We start from the raw sequence: 20462 nt of genomic DNA on the forward strand, positions 1-20462 counted from the left end.
CCGTGAAACCCGCAGTGCGGCGCCGGCGCTTGCCCGGCACTGCCCCCTTGTTGCTCGGTGTAGCGCTGGTGGCGCTGCCGTTCGTGTCGAACGACTTCATTGCCTACCAGATCGCGCTGTTCCTCATCTACGGCATCGCCACGCAGGGGGTGGCGCTGTGCTGGGGGCGGCTTGGCTTCCTGCCGTTGGGGCATGCATTGTTCTTCGGCCTGGGCGCCTACCTGGCCGGCGGCACGCTCAAGGCGGCGCAGCAGCAACCGGGGTGGTACGCGGCCTTGCCGCTGGCGTTGTTGCTGCCGGCGGCGCTGGCCTACCTGACGGCGCGCCTGGTGTTCGCGCGCAGTCACCGCAGCGGGCCATTTTTCTCGCTCATCACGCTGGCTATGACGATGCTCGGCTTCCTCGCGGCGCAGCAGTGGAGCGCGGTCACGGGTGGCTTCAACGGCATGGCCGACATCCCCGAGCTGCCCGGCACCGAGCGCTACAGCACCTTCTACTGGGTGGTGGCCGCGTGCGCGCTGTGCACCACGCTGCTGCTGGGCGGCTTGCTGCGCCGGCCGCTCGGCCTGCTGTGGAGCGCGCTGGCGCAGAACGAGGAGCGCCTGCAGCTGTTCGGCTACGCCACCGACCGCATCAAGGCGGTGGCCTTCGCTCTCTCCGCGATGCTCGCCGCGCTGGCCGGCCTGTTGTTTGCCATGCACCAGGGCATCGTCACGCCGCTGACCATGGGCTTCGTGCTGTCGACCGAGTTCGTCATCTGGGCCGCGGTCGGTGGCAAGGCCAGCCCGCTCGGTGCCTTGCTGGGCGCGGTGTTCGTCGGCTATGCCTCGTCGGAGTTGCGCGATCACTTCGCCTACTGGGAGGTGCTGGTCGGCGCGATCTTCATCGTGGTGGTTCGCTTCCTGCCGCAAGGGCTGGCCGGCCTTGCCAGCCTTATGGTCCTCGGCCGGCGCGACGAGCCGCTGCAGGCCGAGCATCCCCGCATGCCGGCATCGCCGGTGCGCATGCCCGAGGGAGAGGTGAGCCTGGCCTTCGAGCAGGTCGCCTCGTCGCAGGGCGGCGTGCGCATCCTCGACGGGCTGGACTTCGACCTGCGCGGCGGCGGCCTGCGCTGTGTGATCGGCCCCAACGGCGCGGGCAAGACCTCGGCCTTCAACGTGATGACTGGGCGGTTGCCGCTGCGCGCCGGGCGCATCCTGCTGGACGGCGAGGACATCTCGGGTGCCACCGCGTGGCGCGTGGCGCGCCGGGGCGTGGGCCGCAAGCTGCAGATTCCTTCGGTGTTCCCGGGCCTGAGCGTGAGCCAGAACCTCGACGTGGCCCTGTGGGCCGGTCGCCTGCGGCCCGCCGCCTCGTTGCGCCGCGAGGCGCTCGGTTGGGACAGCCCGCTTCGCGGCGAACTGCTCGATCTTTTTCCCGCGCTGGCGCGCCAGTTGCATGCACCGGCGGGCAGCCTGTCGCAAGGCGAGCGGCAGGCGCTCGAATTCATCATGACGATGTTGCCGCAGCCGCGCCTGGTGCTGCTCGACGAACCGTGCGCGGGCCTGTCCCCCGGAGAGACGCATCACATGATCGACGCGATCAAAATCGCCACCCACCGGCTCGGCGCGGCCGCGCTGGTCATCGAGCACGACATCAGCGCCGTGGCGTCCATCGGCGGCGAGGTCTACGTGCTGCACCAGGGCAAGCTGCTGGCGCGCGGTCCGCTCGCGCATATCCAGGCCGACCCGGCGGTACGCGCCGTCTATGCGGGAGCACGCAAATGAGCGCGCGGCTGCTTGAATTCACCGACGTGGTCTGCGGCTACGGCGACACCATGGTGCTGCGAGGCCTGAGCGGTGGTGTGGCGCCGGGCCGCGTGCTCGGCGTGCTGGGACGCAACGGCGTCGGCAAGACAACGTTGATGCGTGCGCTGACTGGTTTCCTGCCACTGCGCAGTGGCCGCGTGCTGCTCAGCGGCAGCGACCTCGCACGCGTGCCGCCGCAGGAGCGCTTGGCGGCAGGCATGGCCTATGCACCGCAGGAGGATGTGGTCTTCGGTGACCTCAGCGTCGGCGAGAACCTGTGGCTGCACCTGCGCTCACGCGACAGCACGCGCTATGCGGCCTGCCTCGAGGCGTTCCCGCGCCTGGCCGAGCGGATGCAGCAGCGCGCTGGTTCGCTCAGCGGCGGCGAGCGCAAGCTGCTGTCGTTCACGCGCACCATCGGGCTGGGCGCGGGACTGAGCATCCTCGACGAGCCGACCGAAGGCGTGCAGCCCGAGAACATCGAGCGCATGGCCGTGTTGGTGCGCGCGCGCAAGGCCTCGGGCGCTGCGTTTGTCATCGTCGAGCAGAACCTCGAGTTCCTGCTCGCCGTGGCCGACGACATCCTGGCTATCGACCACGGTGAATGCTCGCTGTCGGGCGTCGCCGCCGACTTGCCGCGCGAAACGCTGGAGCAGCACATGGTGGTTTGACCTGAAGCCGCCGCATGTGGCCTTGTGGCACATTCCAGCCTCGCCCACCGGCAAGACCCATGAGCCACCTCGACCTGAATCTTGTTCGCGTGTTCGTCGCGATCTACGAAACGCGCAGCGTGACCCATGCGGCCGAGCGGCTCGACGTCACGCAATCGACCGTGAGCTACGGGCTGGCCAAGCTGCGCAAGGCCTACGTCGACCGCCTGTTCTCGCGCGGAAGCGACGGCCTGGTGCCCACCGGTATGGCCGAGCAGCTGTTCCAGCGATTCCGCGAGGCGCTCACCGCCGTCGAGGGCACCCTCGAGCAGAACACCGCCTTCGACCCGCAGCGCTCCACGCGGCGCTTCCGCCTGGCGATGTCGGACATCGGCGTGCTGTATTTCGTGCCGCCGCTGCTGCGCCGCTTCCAGGAAGTGGCGCCGCGCATCGAGATCGACATCGTGCAGATCTCGGAAGCGCTGGGCGAAGACCTGTCGACCGGGCGGTTGGATATGGCCATCGGCAACATCCCTTCGCTGGGCTCGCCGGTGCACAGTGCGCTGCTGTTCCGCGAACACTACGTGTGTCTGATGTCGGCCAACCATCCGAACATCGGCGACAGCATGAGCCTGGAGGCATTCTCCGCGGCGCGCCACGTGATGGTGTCGTCGCCGCGTTCGGGCCACTTCCTGATCGAGGACGCGCTTGCCGAGCGGGGCATCCACCGCAACATCGTCGCACGCGTGCCGCAGTTCACCGTGCTGCCGCAACTGCTGTCGCAAAGCGACCTGCTGGTGCTGCTGCCTTCGCGCGTGGCCAGCCTCTACGTGCACCAGGGCGGGCTGAAGGCGCTTGCGCTGCCCGTGCCGCTACCCGACTTCCTGGTGCAGGCGCACTGGCACGCGCGGCACGAATACAGCGCGGCGCATCGTTGGCTGGTTTCCGAGATCGTGAGCACGCTCAAGGGGCTGTGAAAGGCGCCGGCAGCGGGCAGCGCCTTTTCACGACGTCAGAACGGATAGCGGATCGGCCGTGCCTTGCTGCTGATCCATTGCGTCTGCGTGAACTCGTCGAGGTTGGCCGGCCCGCCGAAGCGTCCGCCGTTGCCCGATGCACCCATGCCGCCGAATGGCACCTGGAATTCGTTGTTCACCGTCTGGTCGTTGATGTGCACCATGCCGCAGCGCAGCCGCTCGGCCATGGCCGTGGCGCGGCCCAGATCGAGCGAATGAATGGCGGCCGCCAGGCCGTAGTCGCTGCGGTGCACGAGCTCGATGGCCTCTTCGTCGGTGTCGAAAATGGTGATCGGTGCGACCGGCCCGAAGATCTCCTCCTTGAACGCCGGCATGTCGGGCGTCACGTCGACAAGCACCGTCGGCTGGTACATCCGGCCCTCGTGCGCGGCGCCGATCAGCGCGCGCGCGCCAGCCTTGATGGACGACTGCACGATGTCGTGCACCTTGGCCACCTGGCGGTCGTTGATCAGCGGGCCGATATGCACGGGGCCCTTTGCCGGGTCGCCCACGTGCAGCGCGGCCGCGCGCTCGCGCAGCTTGCCGGCGTAGGCCTCGGCCACCGAGCGGTGCACCAGATGGCGGCCGGCCTGCATGCAGATCTGGCCCTGATGCAGGAACGCACTCCAGGCCGCGCACGACGCCGCGCCATCAAGGTCGGCGTCGGCCAGTACCACCATCGCGTTGTTGCCACCGAGTTCGAGCGCCGTCTTCTTGAGCATGCGACCGCAGATCTCGCCGATCTGCCGGCCGACGGCCGTCGAGCCAGTAAAGGAGATCATTCCCACTGCCGGATGGCGAACCAGCGCGTCGCCGGTGGCGGCGCCGCCCGGCAGCACCTGCAGCACGCCAGCCGGCAGGCCCGCGTCTTCGAACAGTTGCGCCACCAGCAGGCCGCCCGTGACGGCCGATTGCGTGTCGGGCTTGAGCACCACGGCGTTGCCGAGCGCCAGCGCCGGCGCCACCGAGCGCATGCCCAGCAGCAGCGGAAAATTCCAGGGCGCGATCACACCGACCACGCCGATCGGCACACGGCGCCACATGTTGGTGCGACCCGGCATGCTTGAGGGAAACAGCAAGCCGTGCGCCTCCATCGGCAGCGCAGCGGCCATCGAGATCTGCTCCACGGTCGCGTGCAGTTCCCACTCGGCCTTGGGAACGATGGAGCCGCACTCGCGCACGTTCCAGTCGTTGAAGGTGGCGGCGCGTTCCTGCAACAGCGCTGCTGCCTTGCGCATCACGGCGGCGCGCTGATCGAAGGGCGTTTCGGCCCACGCCGCGCCGGCCTTCGCGGCTGTGCGCGCGGCGGTGTTGACATCGCTATCGTCGGCGACGCCGATGCGGGTCAATACGTTGCCGGTGGCGGCTTCGCGCACCTCGGTCGTGCCGCCGTGGGCCTTGGCCCAGCCATTGGCGGCGTAGATGTTGTCAGTCCAGTTGGTTGCGGTCATGAAGAGTCTCCTGGTTGTCGAAAAAAAAGCAGAACGGATTTCAGGCTGGACGCAGCATCTCGGCGAGACGCTCGCCGATGACGACGCAAGGCATCATGGTGTTGCCCGTGGTGACGGCCGGCATGATCGAGCCGTCGGCAATGCGCAGGTTCTGGATGCCGCGCACGCGCAACTGCGCGTCGACCACTGACATCTCGTCGCGGCCCATCTTGCAGGTGCCGACCTCGTGGAAATAGGTGCCGGCGGCATTGCGTACGAAATCTTCCATCGCTGCACCCTTGAGCGGGCCGGGCATGATTTCGCGCTTCACGAATTCGCGCATCGCCTGCGAATTGCCGATCTCGCGGCACAGCTCCACGCCGCGCACCAGAGCCTTCAGGTCGTCAGGATGCGACATGAAGTTGGCGTCGATCACCACGCCGTCGGCCGGCTTGCTGGAGCGCACCGTAAGTCGGCCTCGGCTCTTGGGCCGCACCAGCCCCGGCGCGATCGACCATGCAGCCTCGGCCATCTGGAACTGCTTGCTCGTCACTTCGTTGACGTAGGGCACCTCGATCTGGAAAGGCTGCAGGTCGGGCGAGTGCAGGCTCGCGTCGCTCTTCCAGAACAGTGTGCATTCGGCTGCGTTGTTGCGCGGCGCCTGCGGGGTCCTGTATTCCCACACGCAGCCCGCGAGCAGCATGTGGTCGTGGTAGTTGCGCCCCACACCAGGCAAGTGATGAGCGCGCGCAATGCCCGCGCGCTTCAGCTCGGCTTCATCGCCGATGCCCGAGTGCATCAGGATGCGTGGCGTGTTGATCGCGCCGGTCGAGAGAATGACTTCGCGCGCCGCCGAGATGCGATTCATCTTGCCGCCATGCACGATCTCGACGCCCGTCGCGCGCAGCCCCTTGAGCACCACGCGATGCACCTCGGCGCCGGTCAACACCGTGAGGTTGGGGCGTTCCAGGGCGGGGTGGAGGTAGGTCTTCGACACGCCGTGCCGGCGTCCGTCCTTGATCGTCGTGTTGGCGATCGAGCAGCCGCCTGGGCCTTCCATCATGCGGCCGTTGTGGTCGTCGAAGCTCGGAATGCCGACCGACGCCGCGCCCGCCACCATCGCCGGTGCAATCGGGTTCGGGTCTTTCGCGGGTTGGACCCAGAATATGCCGCCCTTGCCGCGATAGTCGGGGTCGGCCGGGCCCTGCCAGTCCTCGATCCGCTTGTAGATTTCGAGCACGCTCCTGTATGACCAGCCCGGGTCGCCAGCCTCGGCCGCCCAGTGATCGAAGTCGCTCATGTGGCCGCGCACGTAGGCCATGGCATTGATGGCGCTGCCGCCGCCCAGCGCCTTGCCCATCGGCTGCGGCACCACACGGTTGTTGAGTGCCGCGTTGGGCTGCGTCTTGAAGGCCCAGTCGAACTCGCCGCCGATGTTGGTGAACCACACGCCCGGGTTGTCGATGCCGGGCTTGTCGTCGCTGCCGCCGGCCTCGATCAGCAATACGCGCAGGTTCGGGTCCTCGCTCAGGCGGTGCGCGACCACGCAGCCCGAAGAACCCGCGCCGCAAACGATGTAGTCGTATTCGCTGCGCAACTTGCGGTTCAGTGCGGCCTGCCGGCCCTGTGCAGTCGCTGCCAGCGCGTGCGCGGGGCCCGAGGCCACGCCGATGGTCGCGAGCAGGCTCACGAACCTGCGCCTGTCGATGCGCCCTCGCAACAAGGCGCTTTCCGCGGCGTCGATCGCGTCGCCGAGCGCCAGTGCGTCCGATGGTTTTCCTGTGTACATGCGTGTCTCCGTTGCTTCTAGAATTTGCCCGGCTGGTGAGGCGGGCAAGGGCTGGACTGCAATTGGCGTGCCGCATGTTCTCCACTGGAAAAAGGGCGAAATGACGGCCGCAAGCGCATCGCAACGAGCCGCCTCGCCTCGAAATGAGACAACTCACCGTCTCAGAATGAGACGGTGGCCAGAGGCAAGGCGCAACGATGCAAGTTCACACGAACGCGGTTTCCCTGTCCCACGCGGGTGCCATTGCGGTGGCGCGCCAGGCTTTCTTCGAAACCGGTGCCATGCCGCAGGGGCAGGTCGATGACGCCGTGCTGCGTTCGTGGGTGCGTTGCCGCGACGCCGGCCGCCATCATCGCGAGCCCTGCGATTTCAGCGTCGACCGCGCAGACGAGTTGCGTGCGTTGCTCGAGCGCGAGCGCGTGCTCTGCGATGCCGCCGCACCCGAACTCGAACGGCTGGGCCGTGCCGTGGCGGGCGCCGGCTATGCGGTGCTGCTGACCAACTCAAGAAGCCGCGCGCTGGCCGTCGTGGGCCAGCTCGACAGGCATGGTGCATCGTTGCGCGCAGCGTTCAGGCCGGGTGTCGACCTGTCGGAGAACGCCATCGGCACCAACGCCATGAGCAATGCCGTGATCGAGGGGCGCGCGGTGCGCGTGTTCGCCGACGAGCATTTTTTCGCGATGAACGGCAGCTTTCACTGTCTCGCCGCACCGGTGTTCGACCCCTTCGGTCACGCGGTCGGCTCGGTCGACGTCACGCGCGACACCGGCGGCGCATCGGCTGCGCCGCTGGTCCTGGTGCAAGCGTGCGCGCAGGCCATCGAGCGGCGACTGTTCGAGCGGCTCGAGGGTTTCCTGCTGCTGCGGCTGGGATGGCACGCGGCGCACTCGGCGGTGTCGGGGGAGTCAATGTTGGCCTTCGGGCCCGACGGCGAACTGCTCGCGCTCGACCGCGCGGCGAGCGCGCTGTTGTCGATCCCGCAGCAACGGCGTGGCATGCACTTCAACGATGTGTTCGAGGACGGTTTCGCAGCGTTGGTCGGCGAGGTTCGCAGGGGCCAGGCGCCCGCGAGCCTGCGCCTGCAGGATGGCGTGCTGGTGTTTGCGCAGTCGATGGAACTGCGGAACATGCCGCAAATGCCGGCGCGCACGGCTGCGGCACCCGCCGCTCACGTGCCCGAATTCGGCGATGCATCCACGCGCACCGCGTTCCTGCGCGCCCGCACTGCGCTCGACGGCGGCCTGCCGATCCTGCTCGCTGGCGAAACCGGCACCGGCAAGGAAGTCGCAGCCCGCGCCTTGCACGCTGCCAGCGCCCGCGCCCAGGGCCCGTTCGTGGCGATCAACTGCGCGGCCGTGCCGGCCGAACTCATCGAGGCCGAGTTGTTCGGCCATGCCGAGGGTGCTTTCACAGGTGCACGGCGCGGCGGTGCCATGGGAAAGATCGAGGCCGCACACCGGGGCACTCTGTTTCTCGACGAGATCGGCGACATGCCGCTCCATCTGCAGGCCGTGCTCCTCGGCGCGCTGGAACGGCGCGAGGTCACGCGCCTGGGCAGCCTGCAGGCACGCAAGGTCGACCTGCAACTGATCTGCGCGAGCCATCGCCCGCTCCAGGAGATGGTCGCGCTTCGGCAGTTCCGCGAAGACCTTTATTTTCGCCTTGCTGGCTACTCGCTTCGCATGCCACCGCTGCGCGAGCGCGGTGATCTTGACCTTCTGGTCGATACGCTGCTGGTTGAAGAGGCTGGTGACATCGGCTCTCTTCGGCTTGAAGACGCTGCGCGCGAAGCGTTGCTGCGTCATGCGTGGCCGGGCAATGTTCGCGAATTGCGTTATGCGATTCGCCACGCGCGGGCCATGGCGGTGTTGCCTGGGCACATCTCGTTGGCGGATCTGCCCGAAGGATTGAGCGCGACGTTGCCTTCCCCCGAGCAGCAGGCGCTGCCTGCGCCACAGGCCGTCGCAGCAGTGCTGGCACCGGCGACGCGGCACCTGGGTGACATCGAACGGCAGACCATCGAGGCGGTACTGATCGAGTGCGAGCAGAACATGACGCTCGCGGCACGCCGACTGGGCATCGGGCGCGCAACGCTTTATCGCAAGGTGAAGGCAAAGCGCGACGTCACCAAAGCGCGTGCATGCGCCACCGGGACCGCGTCATAGACAGCATCGATCACGACGGCTTGCGGGCAGAGTGTGCCCTCCCCGGGCAACGCACGAGCTCCAGGTGATGACGCCCGCTACACCAAGTGGTGCCGTACGGCCTCTTCGTTCCATTCGATGCCCGTGCCCGGCTCAGCCGGCGCAGTGGCCATGCCGTTCTCGAAGGCCAGCGGCCGCGCCAGCACCGGCGCCGCCAAGTCCATGCGCTCCAGCAGGTGGCGCGTCGGCGTGACGGCCAGCAGGTGCACGCTGACCTCCTGGAAGATGTGGCTCGACATCGGCACGCCGTGCGCCTGCGCCAGCGCCGCGGCGCGCAGCCAGCCGGTGACGCCGCCGATCTTCATCGCGTCGGGCATGGCGAGATCGCAGGCGCCGGCTTGCAGCGCCTTGGCCATCTCGTCGGGGCCGCACCAGTTCTCGCCCATCTGCACCGGCAAGCGCACGCGCTCGCGAATGCGTGCATGGCCTGCGTAATCTTCCTGCAGCGTCGGTTCTTCGACCCAGCCGATGCCTTCGTCTTCGAGCGCATGGATGCGGCGCACCGCCTCGGGCACCGTCAGGCCCTGGTTGTAGTCGACCAGCAGCTGCGTCCTGTCGCCGATAACGCCGCGCAGTGCGCGCACCACTTCGAGGTCTTCGGCCAGCGTGGCGTAGCCGATCTTGGTCTTGATGGCACCGAAGCCCTGCTCCATGGAGAACGCGGCGCGCTGCATGCCGAGCGCAACGCCGTCCATGCTGTGACTGTCGTAGGCCGTGATGGCGCGGCGCGTGCCGCCCAGCAACTCGACCAGCGGCACGCCACGCACCTTGGCCAGCGCGTCCCAGGCGGCCATGTCCAGCCCGGCGCTGGCCATCTGCGCGATGCCAGTGCGACCCAACAGCCGCAGGCGCTGCGCCAGCAACTGGTCGAGGTCGAAGGGCGCCAGCGGCTGACCCTTGAGCGCGCCGCCCAGCGTCAGCAGCATGCGCCGCGTGGCGCGCAGCGCCAGCGGCGTGTAGGTGAAGACGTAGGCCCGGCCCACGGTGCCGTCGCTGGCGTACAGGTCGACCAGCACCAGCGGTGCCGTCGCCACCACGCCCACGCTGGTGCGCACGGGGTGCTCAAGCGGCACGTTGACGCAGCGCGCCTGCACGTCGGCCACCAGCAGGCCGGTATCGGGAAAGATGTTCATGGGTGTGGTTCCTTCACAGGCCGAGGTAGGCCGCCTTCACGCGCTCGTCGCCGAGCAGTTGCGCGGCCGGCCCGCCGAGCGCGATGGTGCCGGTCTCCAGCACGTAGCCCCGGTCGGCCACCGACAGCGCCGCGTGCGCATTCTGTTCCACCAGCAGGATGGGGATGCCGCGTGCCTTGAGCCGCGCGATGACGTTGAAGATCTCCTTCACCAGCAGCGGCGCCAGGCCCATGGAAGGCTCGTCGAGCAGCAGCACCTTGGGCTCGCTCATCAGCGCGCGCGCAATGGCCAGCATCTGCTGCTGGCCGCCCGAGAGGGTGCCGGCCGCGAGCAGGCGCTTCTCCTCGAGCACCGGGAACAGCGCGTACATCTCGGCCAGCCGCTCCTGGCGGCGCGCGGGGCGGGTGTAGCTGCCCAGCAGCAGGTTGTCCTGCACCGAGAGCGGGCCGAACACCTGCCGGCCCTCTAGCACCTGCGACAGCCCGGCGCGCACGCGCGCGTCGGCGCTGTCGCGCGCGATCTCGCGGCCGAACAGCGTCACGCTGCCGGCGCTGGCGCGAATGAGCCCCGACACCGCGCGCAGCAGCGTGGTCTTGCCCGCGCCGTTCGCGCCCACCAGCGCCACCAGCTCGCCCTGGCCGACGCGCAGGTCGATGCCGTGCAGCGCCTCGATGCGGCCATAGCCCGCGAACAGGCCCTTCACCTCGAGCGCGGCGCTGCTCATGCGGCCTCCGCTTCGGTGCCGAGGTAGGCCGCGATCACCTGCGGGTTGGCACGCACCTCGGCGGCCGTGCCTTCGGCGAGCTTGCGCCCGTAGTCGAGCACCAGCAGGTGGTCGGAGATGTTCATCACCAGCTTCATGTCGTGTTCCACCAGCAGCACCGTCACGCCCGAGGCGGCGATGCCGCGGATCAGTTCGGTGATCTCGTGCGTCTCGGTGTCGTTCAGGCCGGCGGCCGGCTCGTCGAGCAGCAAGATGCGCGGCTTGCTCGCCAGCGCGCGTGCGATCTCCAGGCGCTTGAGCAGCCCGAACGACAGCTGCGTGGCGTGGGCATGGGCGTGCCGCCCCACGCCCACGTAGTCGATGAGCCGCAGCGCCTCCTCGCGCAGCGCGGCATCGGCGCTGCGCGTGGCGCCGGTCATGCCGCCCAGCAGCGAGCTGCGCGTGTGCAGGTGCGCGCCCAGCATCACGTTCTCGCAGGCGGTCATGTTCATGCACACCTGCAGGTTCTGGAAGGTGCGGCTCATACCGCGGCGCGCCAACTGCTCGGGCGCCATGCCGGCCACGTTCTCGCCGTCGAGCAGGATCTCGCCGCGCGTGGGCTCGTAGACGCCGCTGATCAGGTTGAACAGCGTGGTCTTGCCCGCGCCGTTGGGCCCGATCACCGAATGCACCGAGCCGCCGCGCACACTGAAGCTCACGTCCTGCATGGCGTGCACGCCGCCGAAGGACTTGCCGAGGTTCTTCACTTCGAGCATCTCAACCTTTCCTGCGCAGCCGGAGCGCCAGCGTGGGCACCAGTCCCTTGGGCAGGAACATCATGGTGAGCATCAGCACGAGACCGAAGAACACCATCTCGTAGCCGTGCAGGCCGCCCAGCAGCTGCGGCAGCGCCGTCAGCAGCGCGGCGCCCAGCACCGCGCCGAAGGTCGAGGCCATGCCGCCGAGCACCACCATGGTGGCCAGCTCCACCGAATGCGTGAAGGCTGCGAGCGACGGGCTGATGAAGCCCAGGTAGTGGGCCGTGAGGCTGCCCGACACCGCAGCGAACACGGCAGAGACCACGAATGCGCGCACCTTGAAGCGCGCCACGTCCACTCCCATGACGCGCGCAGCCACTTCGGAGCCGTTGAGCCCGCGCAGCGCGCGCCCCGCGGGCGACTGGTAGAGGTTGAGCGACAGCAGCACCGACAGCCACAGCAGCACCGCAGCCAGCGCGTACCAGTGCAGCACCTTCGCGAAGGTGAAGCCGGCCACCACCAGCGGCGGCACGGCCATGCCGTCGGGCCCGCCGGTCCAGTCGACCTCATTGATCAGCACGATGTTGACGATCACGCCCAGCCCCAGCGTGGCCATGGTCAGCGAATGGCCCTTGAGCCGCAGGATGGGCTTGGCGATGAGCCAGGCCACCGCCGCCGCGCCCACGGCCGCGCCGCCGATCGCCAGCAGCGGCGGCCAGCCGAAGCGCACCGTGACGATGCCGCTGCCGTACGCGCCGATGGCCACGAAGGCCGCGTGGCCGATGCTGATCTGCCCAGCGAACCCCATCAGCAGGTTGAGCCCGATGGCCGCGATGGCCGCCAGCGCGATGCGCACCGCGACGTCGGCCACGTAGTTGTTGGGCATGGCCAGCGGCAGCAGCGCGAGCACCAGTGCCAGCACCAGCAGGGAAGGGCGCAGCAGCGCATGCGAGCTCGCCTTCATACGCGCTCCGCCGCCTTGCGGCCGAACAGGCCGTGCGGCATGACCAGCAGGATGAACACGATCAGCACGAACGGCACCGCATCCTTGTAGGCGGACGACACGTAGCCCGCCATCAGCGCCTCCAGCAGCCCGACGATGAGCCCGCCCACCACCGCGCCGCCCGCGCTGCCGAGCCCGCCCAGCGTGGCCGCGACGAAGCCCTTCATGCCCAGCATCAGGCCGATGTCGTACACCGTGGTCGTGATGGGCGCGGCCACCACGCCGGCCACCGCGCCCAGCAGCGCCGAGAGCCCGAACGAAAGCTGCAGCACGCGCGAGGTGGGAATGCCCACCGCGCGCGCCGCCAGCGCATTGGCCGCCACCGCCAGCATCGCCTTGCCGACCATCGTGAAGCGGAAGAACGCAAAGCACAGCGCCACCAGCACCGCCGCCGTGCCCAGCACCCAGAGGCTTTGCGGCAGCACGTAGGCGCCGAGGATCGACAGCGACGCGTCGCCGCTGAAGGCGGGCAAGGTCTGCTGGTTCTTGCCGAGCACGATCTGCACCACGCCCTGGATGAAGATCGACGCGCCGATGGTGATGATGATCAGCGACACCACGCCGGCCTCGCCCGCGGGCTTGATGGCCAGCCGGTACAGCAGCAGCCCGGCCACCACCGTAGCCAGTACGCCGCCCGCCACGGCGATGCCGTAGGGCATGTTGGCGCCGAGCAGGGCGGCGGTGATCATCGCGCCCAGCATCAGGAAGTCGCCCTGCGCGAAGTTGATGACGCCGCTGGCGTTGTAGATCAGCGAGAAGCCCAACGCGGCCAGCGCGTAGATCGCGCCGGTGGTGAGCCCCGAGAAGACGAATTGCATGAAGTCAGCCACGGCGGTCTCCGGTCTGAATTGCGAGAGGTGTTGAAAGGTTGGTGAGCAGGTGCCGCTGCGACACGTCCGCCACGCGGTCGGCACCGATCAGCACCATGGTGCGGGCGATGTCGTCGGCGAGGCCGGCAAGCACGCCGCGCGCGCCCGCTTCGCCGCCGGTGGCCATGCCCCACACCGCGGCACGGCCGACGAAGGCTGCGGTGGCGCCAGCGGCCAGCGCCTTCACCACGTCGCTGCCGCGGCGGAAGCCGCTGTCCACGAACACGGGAATGCGGTTCGCGACGGCATCGACCATGCGCGGCAGCACCGAGATGGTCGAGGGCGCCGCGTCGAGCTGGCGCCCGCCGTGGTTGGACACCACAATGGCGTCGGCGCCGTGGCGCACGGCCAGCGCGGCGTCGTCTGGGTGCAGCAGGCCCTTGACAACCAGCGGGCCGTCCCACAGGCGGCGCAGCCAGGCCAGGTGCTCCCACACCAGCGTGCGATCCATGGTGCGCGACAGCAGCGCGGCCTGCAGCTGGGGCGAGGTGGCGCCGTCGTCGGCCTCGCTGAGGTTCACGAACGACGGCGAGCGCCCCTGCAGCGCCATGCCGAGCGACCACGCCGGGTGCAGCGCCAGGTCGAGCAGGGTCGACGGCGTAAAGCGGAACGGCAGCTTGAAGCCGTTGCGCACGTCGCGTTCACGCTGGCCGCTGACGGCGGCATCCACCGTGAGCACCAGCGCGCCGTAGCCGGCCTCGCGGGCGCGGCGCACCAACTGCTCGGCAATGGTGCGGTCGCCCATCACGTAGAGCTGCATCCACTGCAAGGCCGCGGGGTTGCGGCGCAGCGCGGCCTCGCGCACCGCCTCGAGCCGGTCGTTCGACGGCGTCGACAGCACGTGCGGCACGCCCGCCGAGGCGGCGGCGCAGGCCAGCAGGGTGTCGCCATGCGGGCGAACCAGGCCCGCGAAGCCGACGGGCGCCACGCCCATCGGCGCCGACCAGCGCTGGCCGAACACCGTGATGCCGGTGTCGCCATGGCGCGTGTCGCGCAGCGCGGTGGGCACTAGGTGCAGCCCGGCCAGGTCTGCGACGTTGCGGCGCAGGCAGTCTTCGTTTTCCGCGCCGCCATCGACATAGTCGAAGACGAAGCGGGGCAGCCGCCAGCGTGCGTGCCGGCGGTGGTCGTTCGCATTGAGCTTCATGCGCTTCCTTGGGTGATCCGCGCCGCTTAGTGAACTTCCGCGAACTTGCCTCCCTGCACCTCGACCATGCGGAACGCGGACACGTCCAGGCCCATGTGGTCGGTGGCCGACATGCGGTAGATGCCGCTCACGCCGACGAAGTCCTTGGTGGCCTCGATGGCGTCGCGCAGCTTCTGCTTGTCGGTACCGCCCGCACGCTGGATCGCGTCGACCAGCAGGAACAGCGCGTCGTGCGCATAGCCGCCGAAAGTGGAGACGTCCATCTTCGCCTGCGACTCGAACTCCTTCGCATACGACACGCTGACCTTCTTCTGTGGATCGCTGTCTGGCAGCGCCTGCGCGATCAGCAGGGCGGGAGAGGGCATGCGGATGCCTTCGGACGACTTGCCCGCGATGCGGATGAACTCGGTCGAGGCCTGGCCGTGCGTGGTGTACAGCGGCTGCTTCATGGCCAGTTGCTGGTAGTTGCGCGCAATGATGGCCGGCGCCTGGCCCGTGCCGAACACCAGGATCGCCTGCGCAGGCGAGGACTTGATGCGCGTGAGCTGGGGCGTGATGTCGGTGTCCTTCTCGCCATAGGTCTGGTCTTCAGCAATCTTCAGGCCGAGCGTTCCGGCGAGCTTGATCGTCTCGGTGCGGCCCGACTTGCCGAAGCCGCCGGTGTCGGACAGGAGCGCGAACTGGGTGAAGCCGCGCTTCTTCATTTCGTCCAGCACCTTCTCGGCCGCCATGCGGTCGGAGTGCGGCATCTTGAACACGTAGGGCTTGACCGGCTCGACGATGACCGAGGCGGCCGCCAGCGAGATCATCGGCACCTTGGATGCCTCGGCCTGCGGCACCATCGCCATGGTGGAGCCGGTGGTGGATGCGCCCAGGATCACGTCGACCTCGTCCTGCATGATCAGGCGCCGCGCGAAGGCGTTGGCCTTGTTGGCGTCGCTGGCGTCGTCGTACAGCACCAGCTCGAGCTTGCGCCCGAGCACGCCGCCGGCCGCATTGATCTTGCGCACGTACATCTCCAGCGTCTTCTGCTGCGGATCGCCGAGGAAGGAAGCCGGGCCGGTGGCCGACACCACGGCACCGATCTTGATCGGGTCGGCCGCGTGCACCACCGACGCCAGCGGCAGCAGCATGGCGGCAGCCAGCAGGGAATTCACGGCGCGGCGGCCGAAGGGGGTGGAAGTCGTTTTGTTTTTCATCGTCTTGTCTCCTGTCGTTCTAGGTTGGTAATTCGTGCCGTCAGCGCGCCGGCTTGCGCCGCACGATGTGAATCGGATGGGTGCGCGCCGCGGGTGCCGGCAGGCCGAGCGCGCGGGCCAGCGTGCGGCCTTCGGGGTCGGACAGCGCCGCTTCGCGCGCGGCGCGCACGCGGGCCGCAGCCTGGTCGATCGATGCGGCGCCAGGATGCGGTGCGGCCAGCGCGGCCTGCATGTCGTCGAGCACCGCGCCGAGGTTGCGATGGCCGCGCTCGCTGGTCTCGCCGTAGCCCTTCACCAGGTTGCCGCACAGCGCGATTTCGTAGGCCAGGCGCGGGCTCATCGCGATCGCGCGGCGCACTGTGTCGAGCCAGCGATCGATCATCTGCTGCTCGATGGCGTAGCGCGCGCTGGCGCGGCGCATCACCCGCAGCGAGCGCAGCCCGCACAGCATCGCAAAGCCGAACACCGTGTCGGTGCGCATGTGCAGCCCCACGTTTAGCTTGTGCGCCTTGTGCGCCAGGCGCTTGCGCAGCCAGGCCGAGGCGGTCGGCGGCAGCAGCGAGCAGACCTCGTCGAGCCCGGGCTTGAGGTATTCGGTGAGGCGCAGCGGCTCGTTGCCGCGCGCGCCCACTTCGTTGCGCACGCGCTGCAGCCGTTCGCCGCGTGTCTTGAGGTCGGCCACGCGGACCACGTCCTCGTAGCTCATCCACAGCGCGAGGTAGCGCGCGGTCTCGCGCGTCACGGGCAGGTCGCCGCCGAACGGCTGCTCCAGCGCCAGCACCGATTCGACGCGCTGCATGTACAAGTCGCCGTAGCGCGCGTCCTGGTAGTCGGCGACTTGCCGAAGCCCGTGGCCGAGCAGGTGGCGCAGCGGCTCGGGCAGGGCGGCGATGCGAGGGTGCACCGGCGCTGCGGCCGGCGATGTGGTCGCGGCGGGAGGCGCTGCACCCACCACGGCCGCCACGCCCGTCACATGGTTGAAGCCCGCCGCGAAACCCTTCAGGCTGGCCTCCACCGCCTTGCCCGATGCGCGGATCGCCTGTTCGCAGGTTTCGCGCGAGAACGGAATGGCGCCGCTGCCGGCCATGGCGCCGAACATCACGGTGTTGATCACCGTGCCGTTGCGCCATGCGAGCGCGCGCATGTCGAACAGGAAGCTGCGCTGCGCGAGCTCGGTGGCCGCGTCGATCACGCGCTGGCCGTCGTAGCGCCCGTCGCCCATGGCGGACTTCTCGACCACCGCGTATTCGCGGTGCGTGGAAGCCGCGAGCGTGGTGCGCCGCGGATGCACGAAGCCACCCTGCAGCATGCGGCCGGCCTCCACCAATTCGGAGGCGGCGACGATGTCGACGTCGCCCGGGTTCGGCGTGAGCGAGAACACCGGGCGTGCGTTGCCCAACTGCTCGGCCGGCACGGGGTAGATCTCGACGTAGTAGTTGGTGGCGCCGGTGCGCTGCGCCACGCCGGGCACCGAGGTGCTCTGTACCGGGAAGCCGCAGGCCGTGGCCGCGGAGATGAGCCAGTCGGCCAGCACGCCGCCGCCCTCGCCGCCCATGGCGGCCACCAGCACGGTGACGATGCGCGGTGTCGCGCCTGCAGGTGTCGTCGTGTTCATGCCGCCAGTGCCTCCGAGCGGTCGCGCGCCTTGCCGGCCATGAGGCCGATGACCCCGCCGCGCAGCCGGTGCAGCAGCCGCTCCCAGGTGCCGGCGTTCTGCACGATCTCGGCCTTGTAGAACGACGGACAAAGAATGGCCGCGTGCGCGTTCTCGCCGCATAGGCCGCAGCCCACGCAGCCCTGGTTGACCGTGGCCACCGGGTCGGTGCGCAGCGCGCTCGGGTTAGGCTTGACGGTGAGCGACGGGCAGCCCGACAGCCGGATGCACGAGTGGTCGCCCGTGCACACGTCGTCGTCGATGCCGAAGCGCGTGCGCACCACGCGCTCGCCGCGCTTGAGCTTGGCGGCCTGCACCGGCTTGATGCGGCGCTGCCGCTCGAGCTGGCATTCGCCGTCAGCAATGATCACCTTGAGGCCGCCTTCTTCGGTGGTCATCGCTTCCTGCAGCGTGTCTCGCATATCGGCGACGCTGTAGCTCCTGACCTTGCGCACCCAGCTCACGCCCACGCCCTTGAGCGCGGCCTCGATGTCGAGCGTCAGCGGCTTGGCCGCGGGTTGCGTGGGCGACGAGGGAATGGCCTGCGTACCGGTGGCGGAGGTGTAGCCGTTCTTTAGGATCACCAGTACCGAGTCCTGGTTGTTGTAGACCGCGTTCACCACGCCGCTGGTGAAACCGTTGTGCCAGAAGCCACCGTCGCCCATGATGCTCACGACACGGTTGCCCATGAGTGGAGCGATGCCCGAAGAGCTCGCTAGCCCCAGGCCGTAGCCAAGCACCGTGCTGCCCGTGTTGAACGGCGGCAGCGTGCCGAAGGTGTGGCAGCCGATGTCGGCGCTGACGTGCACCGCGCCGAGCTCTTTCTGCATCAGCTTGATGGCCGCGAACACGGGGCGCTCGGGGCAGCCGATGCAGAAACCTGGCGGGCGGTTGGGCACCGGCACGCCAAGCGCGGCCACAGCCTGCGGCTTGAGCGCGCCCAGCGGCGCGGCGGTGTCGACCACCTGCAGTGCGCCGTCTTCGCCCAGTGCCTGCGGACGGGCCTGGTGGATGAACTCGGCCAGGCTGCGCACCAACACTTCGCCGGTGTATTCACCGGCCATCGGGAAGATGTCCTTGCCGTGCAGGCGGGTGTCGCAGCCGGCCTTGCGCAGCATCGCGTGCAGCGCGTCTTCAAGATAGTTTGGCTGGCCTTCCTCGACCATCAGCACCGCGCGCTTTCCGCTGCAGAAGCCGACGAGCTCGTCGGGCACCATCGGGTAGACCACGTTGAGCACCTGCAGCGGAATGCGGCTGTTGCCGAACGCGTCGGCCAGGCCGAGCTGCTGCAGCGCGCGGATCGTGCCGTTGTAGAGCCCACCCGGCAGGATCAGGCCGATGTCGTTGCAGTCGCCGTCGAAGCGCTCGTTGAGCTTCTCGCGGCGGATGAAGTCCAACGCGGCCGGCCAGCGCGAATCGATCTTCATGCGCTCCTGCGCGTAGATCGACGGCGGCAGGTTGATGTTGGCGAAGTCGAAATGCGGCTCGGTGATCGACTCGCGCGTCGAGATCGCCGGCGCGCGGTTGTCCTTGCAAACGAAGCTGCCGTGCACGTGGCAGGCACGGATGCGCAGCTGCAGCATCACGGGCGTCTGGCTCGCCTCCGATAGCTCGAAGCTGCGCTCCACGGCGTCGACGATCGATGTCAGATTGGGCCGCGGGTCCATGAGCCACATCTGCGACTTCATCGCGAAGGCGTGCGTGCGCTCCTGGATGATGCTGGAGCCCTCACCATAGTCTTCGCCGAGGATGATCAGCGCGCCGCCCTTCACGCCGGCCGAGGCGAGGTTGGACAACGCGTCCGACGCGACGTTGGTGCCCACGGTGGACTTCCATGTCACTGCGCCGCGCACGGGGTAGTTGATGGACGCGCCGAGCATCGCGGCCGCGCCGGCCTCGGACGCGCTGTTCTCGAAGTAGATGCCGAGCTCGTCGAGCAGGCCGCGCGCGTCGCCCAGCACGTCGATCAGGTGCGAAACCGGCGCGCCCTGGTAGCCGCCGATGTAGCTCACGCCCGACTGCAGCAGCGCCTTTGTGACGGCGAGGATGCCCTCGCCATGAAATTCCTCGTCGGCGCCCAGCGAAAGGCGTTTGACTTCTTCGGCGAAAGATCGCTCCATGGCTTTTTTTGTCTCCGGCTCGCGCCCGGTCGGGCGCTGGCATGTGTCGTGGGATGGCTTGCGGGTTTGGACTTTAGGTGGGTACTTTCAGCAATCCAATCGATGCGATGAGAGTTACGCATCGATGGATTCGATGAAGAGGGCAATCAACCCTGTCGATGCGCGACACCGGTTGTTTGAACAGAGGCAGCAGGGCAAACCAAGAGTCGCGGTTCCAAAGACAGTGTCCGCGCCGCACGTCAGGGCTTCAGCAGTCAGCTGCGTAGGAAGCACCCTTGTCGTGGCGCTTGCGTCGAAGGAACCCATGCGCAACAACCGGCTTTGAGTTCCGCACCAGCCAGCGCCGTGGCTTGAACAAGCTGAAGAGATGCGTGCCGGCCGGTGCTCAGGCTCCTGCTGATGAGTCCACGCTCCACACCTTGTTGACAGTGCTTGATCGACCGACGGAATAAACCCGAGTCGCCAATCGTCCACCTCCCAAACACCCACGGACTCGAAAAGATTGTCATGTCCCAGATCAATTCACCCCGTCGCCAAGGCACTGCCTGGCGCATTCGCGCTCAAGGAGGTCGAGCCCCTGTACTTGCGCCCTCGCGCCGGCGCCTCATGCAAGGCGCGGGCCTTCTGGCGCTTGGCGCATCACCGCTTGCCGCGCTGGCGACGGACATGCACATGCATGGCATGCACGCCGAGAACACCGCACCACCACGCTTCGTGGCAAGTACCGCCAAGCCCTTTGGTGCGCTGATGGACGACGCCATGGCCGTGATGGACCACGGCATGCAAGCCGCACCCATGAACGGCCAGCCCGCGCACGACTTCATGACCATGATGATTCCCCACCACCAGGGCGCCGTCGACATGGCGAAGTCGATCCTTCTCAATACGCGAGACCCTGAGGTGCGCAATCTCGCGCAAGGCATCGTCACCGAACAGGCCAACGAGATCCGGCTGATGCAAGCATGGCTCGAGCGCCACGCGCAGTCCGCCAAGTAAACGC

16 protein-coding genes are annotated in these 20462 nt (G+C 68.4%); 5 read left to right on the plus strand and 11 right to left on the minus strand.

Annotation, left to right across the window (positions count from 1 at the left end; genetic code table 11):
* The first annotated feature begins 47 nt into the window (after window positions 1-47).
* The 3 genes from ASC92_RS05755 to ASC92_RS05765 are packed head-to-tail and all read left to right on the plus strand — an operon-like array spanning window position 48 to window position 3414.
* Complete coding sequence (locus ASC92_RS05755) at window positions 48-1766, plus strand: ABC transporter permease subunit (RefSeq protein ID WP_235505674.1); 1719 nt, start codon at window positions 48-50, stop codon at window positions 1764-1766.
* Window positions 1763-2458 (plus strand): ABC transporter ATP-binding protein, encoded by a 696-nt coding sequence (locus ASC92_RS05760; protein ID WP_056511464.1) that lies wholly within the window; start codon window positions 1763-1765, stop codon window positions 2456-2458. Before ASC92_RS05755 ends, ASC92_RS05760 begins: the two co-directional genes overlap by 4 nt.
* 59 nt (window positions 2459-2517) lie before the next feature.
* On the plus strand, window positions 2518-3414 hold the full coding sequence (locus ASC92_RS05765) for a LysR family transcriptional regulator (protein ID WP_056511467.1): 897 nt from the start codon (window positions 2518-2520) through the stop codon (window positions 3412-3414).
* Window positions 3415-3449: 35 nt separating this feature from the next.
* On the opposite strand, the gene ASC92_RS05770 is transcribed toward ASC92_RS05765, so the two are convergent.
* Together ASC92_RS05770 and ASC92_RS05775 are read right to left on the minus strand one after the other, a co-directional pair.
* Complete coding sequence (locus tag ASC92_RS05770) at window positions 3450-4904, minus strand: benzaldehyde dehydrogenase (RefSeq protein ID WP_056511470.1); 1455 nt, start codon at window positions 4902-4904, stop codon at window positions 3450-3452.
* A gap of 40 nt (window positions 4905-4944) precedes the next feature.
* The gene (locus ASC92_RS05775) at window positions 4945-6672 is read right to left on the minus strand and encodes a GMC family oxidoreductase (RefSeq protein WP_056511473.1); all 1728 of its coding nucleotides are present in this window, start codon (window positions 6670-6672) and stop codon (window positions 4945-4947) included.
* Between the two features lie 197 nt (window positions 6673-6869).
* Here ASC92_RS05775 and ASC92_RS05780 point away from each other — a divergent pair, with 197 nt between their 5' ends.
* A complete protein-coding gene (locus ASC92_RS05780) occupies window positions 6870-8837 on the plus strand; it encodes a sigma-54-dependent Fis family transcriptional regulator (RefSeq protein WP_056511477.1) in 1968 nt (655 codons plus the stop codon).
* A 77-nt stretch (window positions 8838-8914) separates the two neighbouring features.
* On the opposite strand, the gene ASC92_RS05785 is transcribed toward ASC92_RS05780, so the two are convergent.
* From ASC92_RS05785 to ASC92_RS05825, 9 genes are read right to left on the minus strand one after another with little or no spacing between them, the layout of a single operon-like run.
* Complete coding sequence (locus tag ASC92_RS05785) at window positions 8915-10009, minus strand: enolase C-terminal domain-like protein (protein ID WP_056511480.1); 1095 nt, start codon at window positions 10007-10009, stop codon at window positions 8915-8917.
* 13 nt (window positions 10010-10022) lie between these two features.
* Window positions 10023-10733 carry an ABC transporter ATP-binding protein gene (locus ASC92_RS05790; protein WP_056511484.1) on the minus strand — a complete coding sequence of 237 codons (711 nt, stop codon included), beginning with the start codon at window positions 10731-10733 and terminating at the stop codon, window positions 10023-10025.
* Window positions 10730-11488 (minus strand): ABC transporter ATP-binding protein, encoded by a 759-nt coding sequence (locus ASC92_RS05795; protein WP_056511487.1) that lies wholly within the window; start codon window positions 11486-11488, stop codon window positions 10730-10732. The genes ASC92_RS05790 and ASC92_RS05795 overlap by 4 nt, the downstream gene beginning before the upstream one ends.
* A gap of 1 nt (window position 11489) precedes the next feature.
* A complete protein-coding gene (locus ASC92_RS05800; RefSeq protein ID WP_056511489.1) occupies window positions 11490-12434 on the minus strand; it encodes a branched-chain amino acid ABC transporter permease in 945 nt (314 codons plus the stop codon).
* Window positions 12431-13303, minus strand: coding sequence for a branched-chain amino acid ABC transporter permease (locus tag ASC92_RS05805; RefSeq protein ID WP_056511492.1), 873 nt, complete (start codon window positions 13301-13303; stop codon window positions 12431-12433). Before ASC92_RS05805 ends, ASC92_RS05800 begins: the two co-directional genes overlap by 4 nt.
* Complete coding sequence (locus ASC92_RS05810) at window positions 13296-14489, minus strand: alpha-hydroxy acid oxidase (RefSeq protein ID WP_056511496.1); 1194 nt, start codon at window positions 14487-14489, stop codon at window positions 13296-13298. The genes ASC92_RS05805 and ASC92_RS05810 overlap by 8 nt, the downstream gene beginning before the upstream one ends.
* Before the next feature lie 26 nt (window positions 14490-14515).
* Window positions 14516-15688, minus strand: a complete 1173-nt coding sequence (locus ASC92_RS05815) for an ABC transporter substrate-binding protein (protein WP_056511499.1) — start codon at window positions 15686-15688, stop codon at window positions 14516-14518.
* 40 nt (window positions 15689-15728) lie between these two features.
* The gene (locus tag ASC92_RS05820; RefSeq protein WP_056511500.1) at window positions 15729-17303 is read right to left on the minus strand and encodes an indolepyruvate oxidoreductase subunit beta family protein; all 1575 of its coding nucleotides are present in this window, start codon (window positions 17301-17303) and stop codon (window positions 15729-15731) included.
* A complete protein-coding gene (locus tag ASC92_RS05825; RefSeq protein ID WP_056511503.1) occupies window positions 17300-19462 on the minus strand; it encodes an indolepyruvate ferredoxin oxidoreductase subunit alpha in 2163 nt (720 codons plus the stop codon). The genes ASC92_RS05820 and ASC92_RS05825 overlap by 4 nt, the downstream gene beginning before the upstream one ends.
* Before the next feature lie 606 nt (window positions 19463-20068).
* Between ASC92_RS05825 and ASC92_RS05830 the strand changes: the two genes are divergently transcribed.
* Window positions 20069-20458, plus strand: a complete 390-nt coding sequence (locus ASC92_RS05830; protein WP_056511506.1) for a DUF305 domain-containing protein — start codon at window positions 20069-20071, stop codon at window positions 20456-20458.
* The last annotated feature ends 4 nt before the right edge of the window (window positions 20459-20462 follow it).

The sequence above is a fragment of the Variovorax sp. Root411 genome (genome assembly GCF_001425205.1).
GTDB lineage: Bacteria > Pseudomonadota > Gammaproteobacteria > Burkholderiales > Burkholderiaceae_C > Variovorax.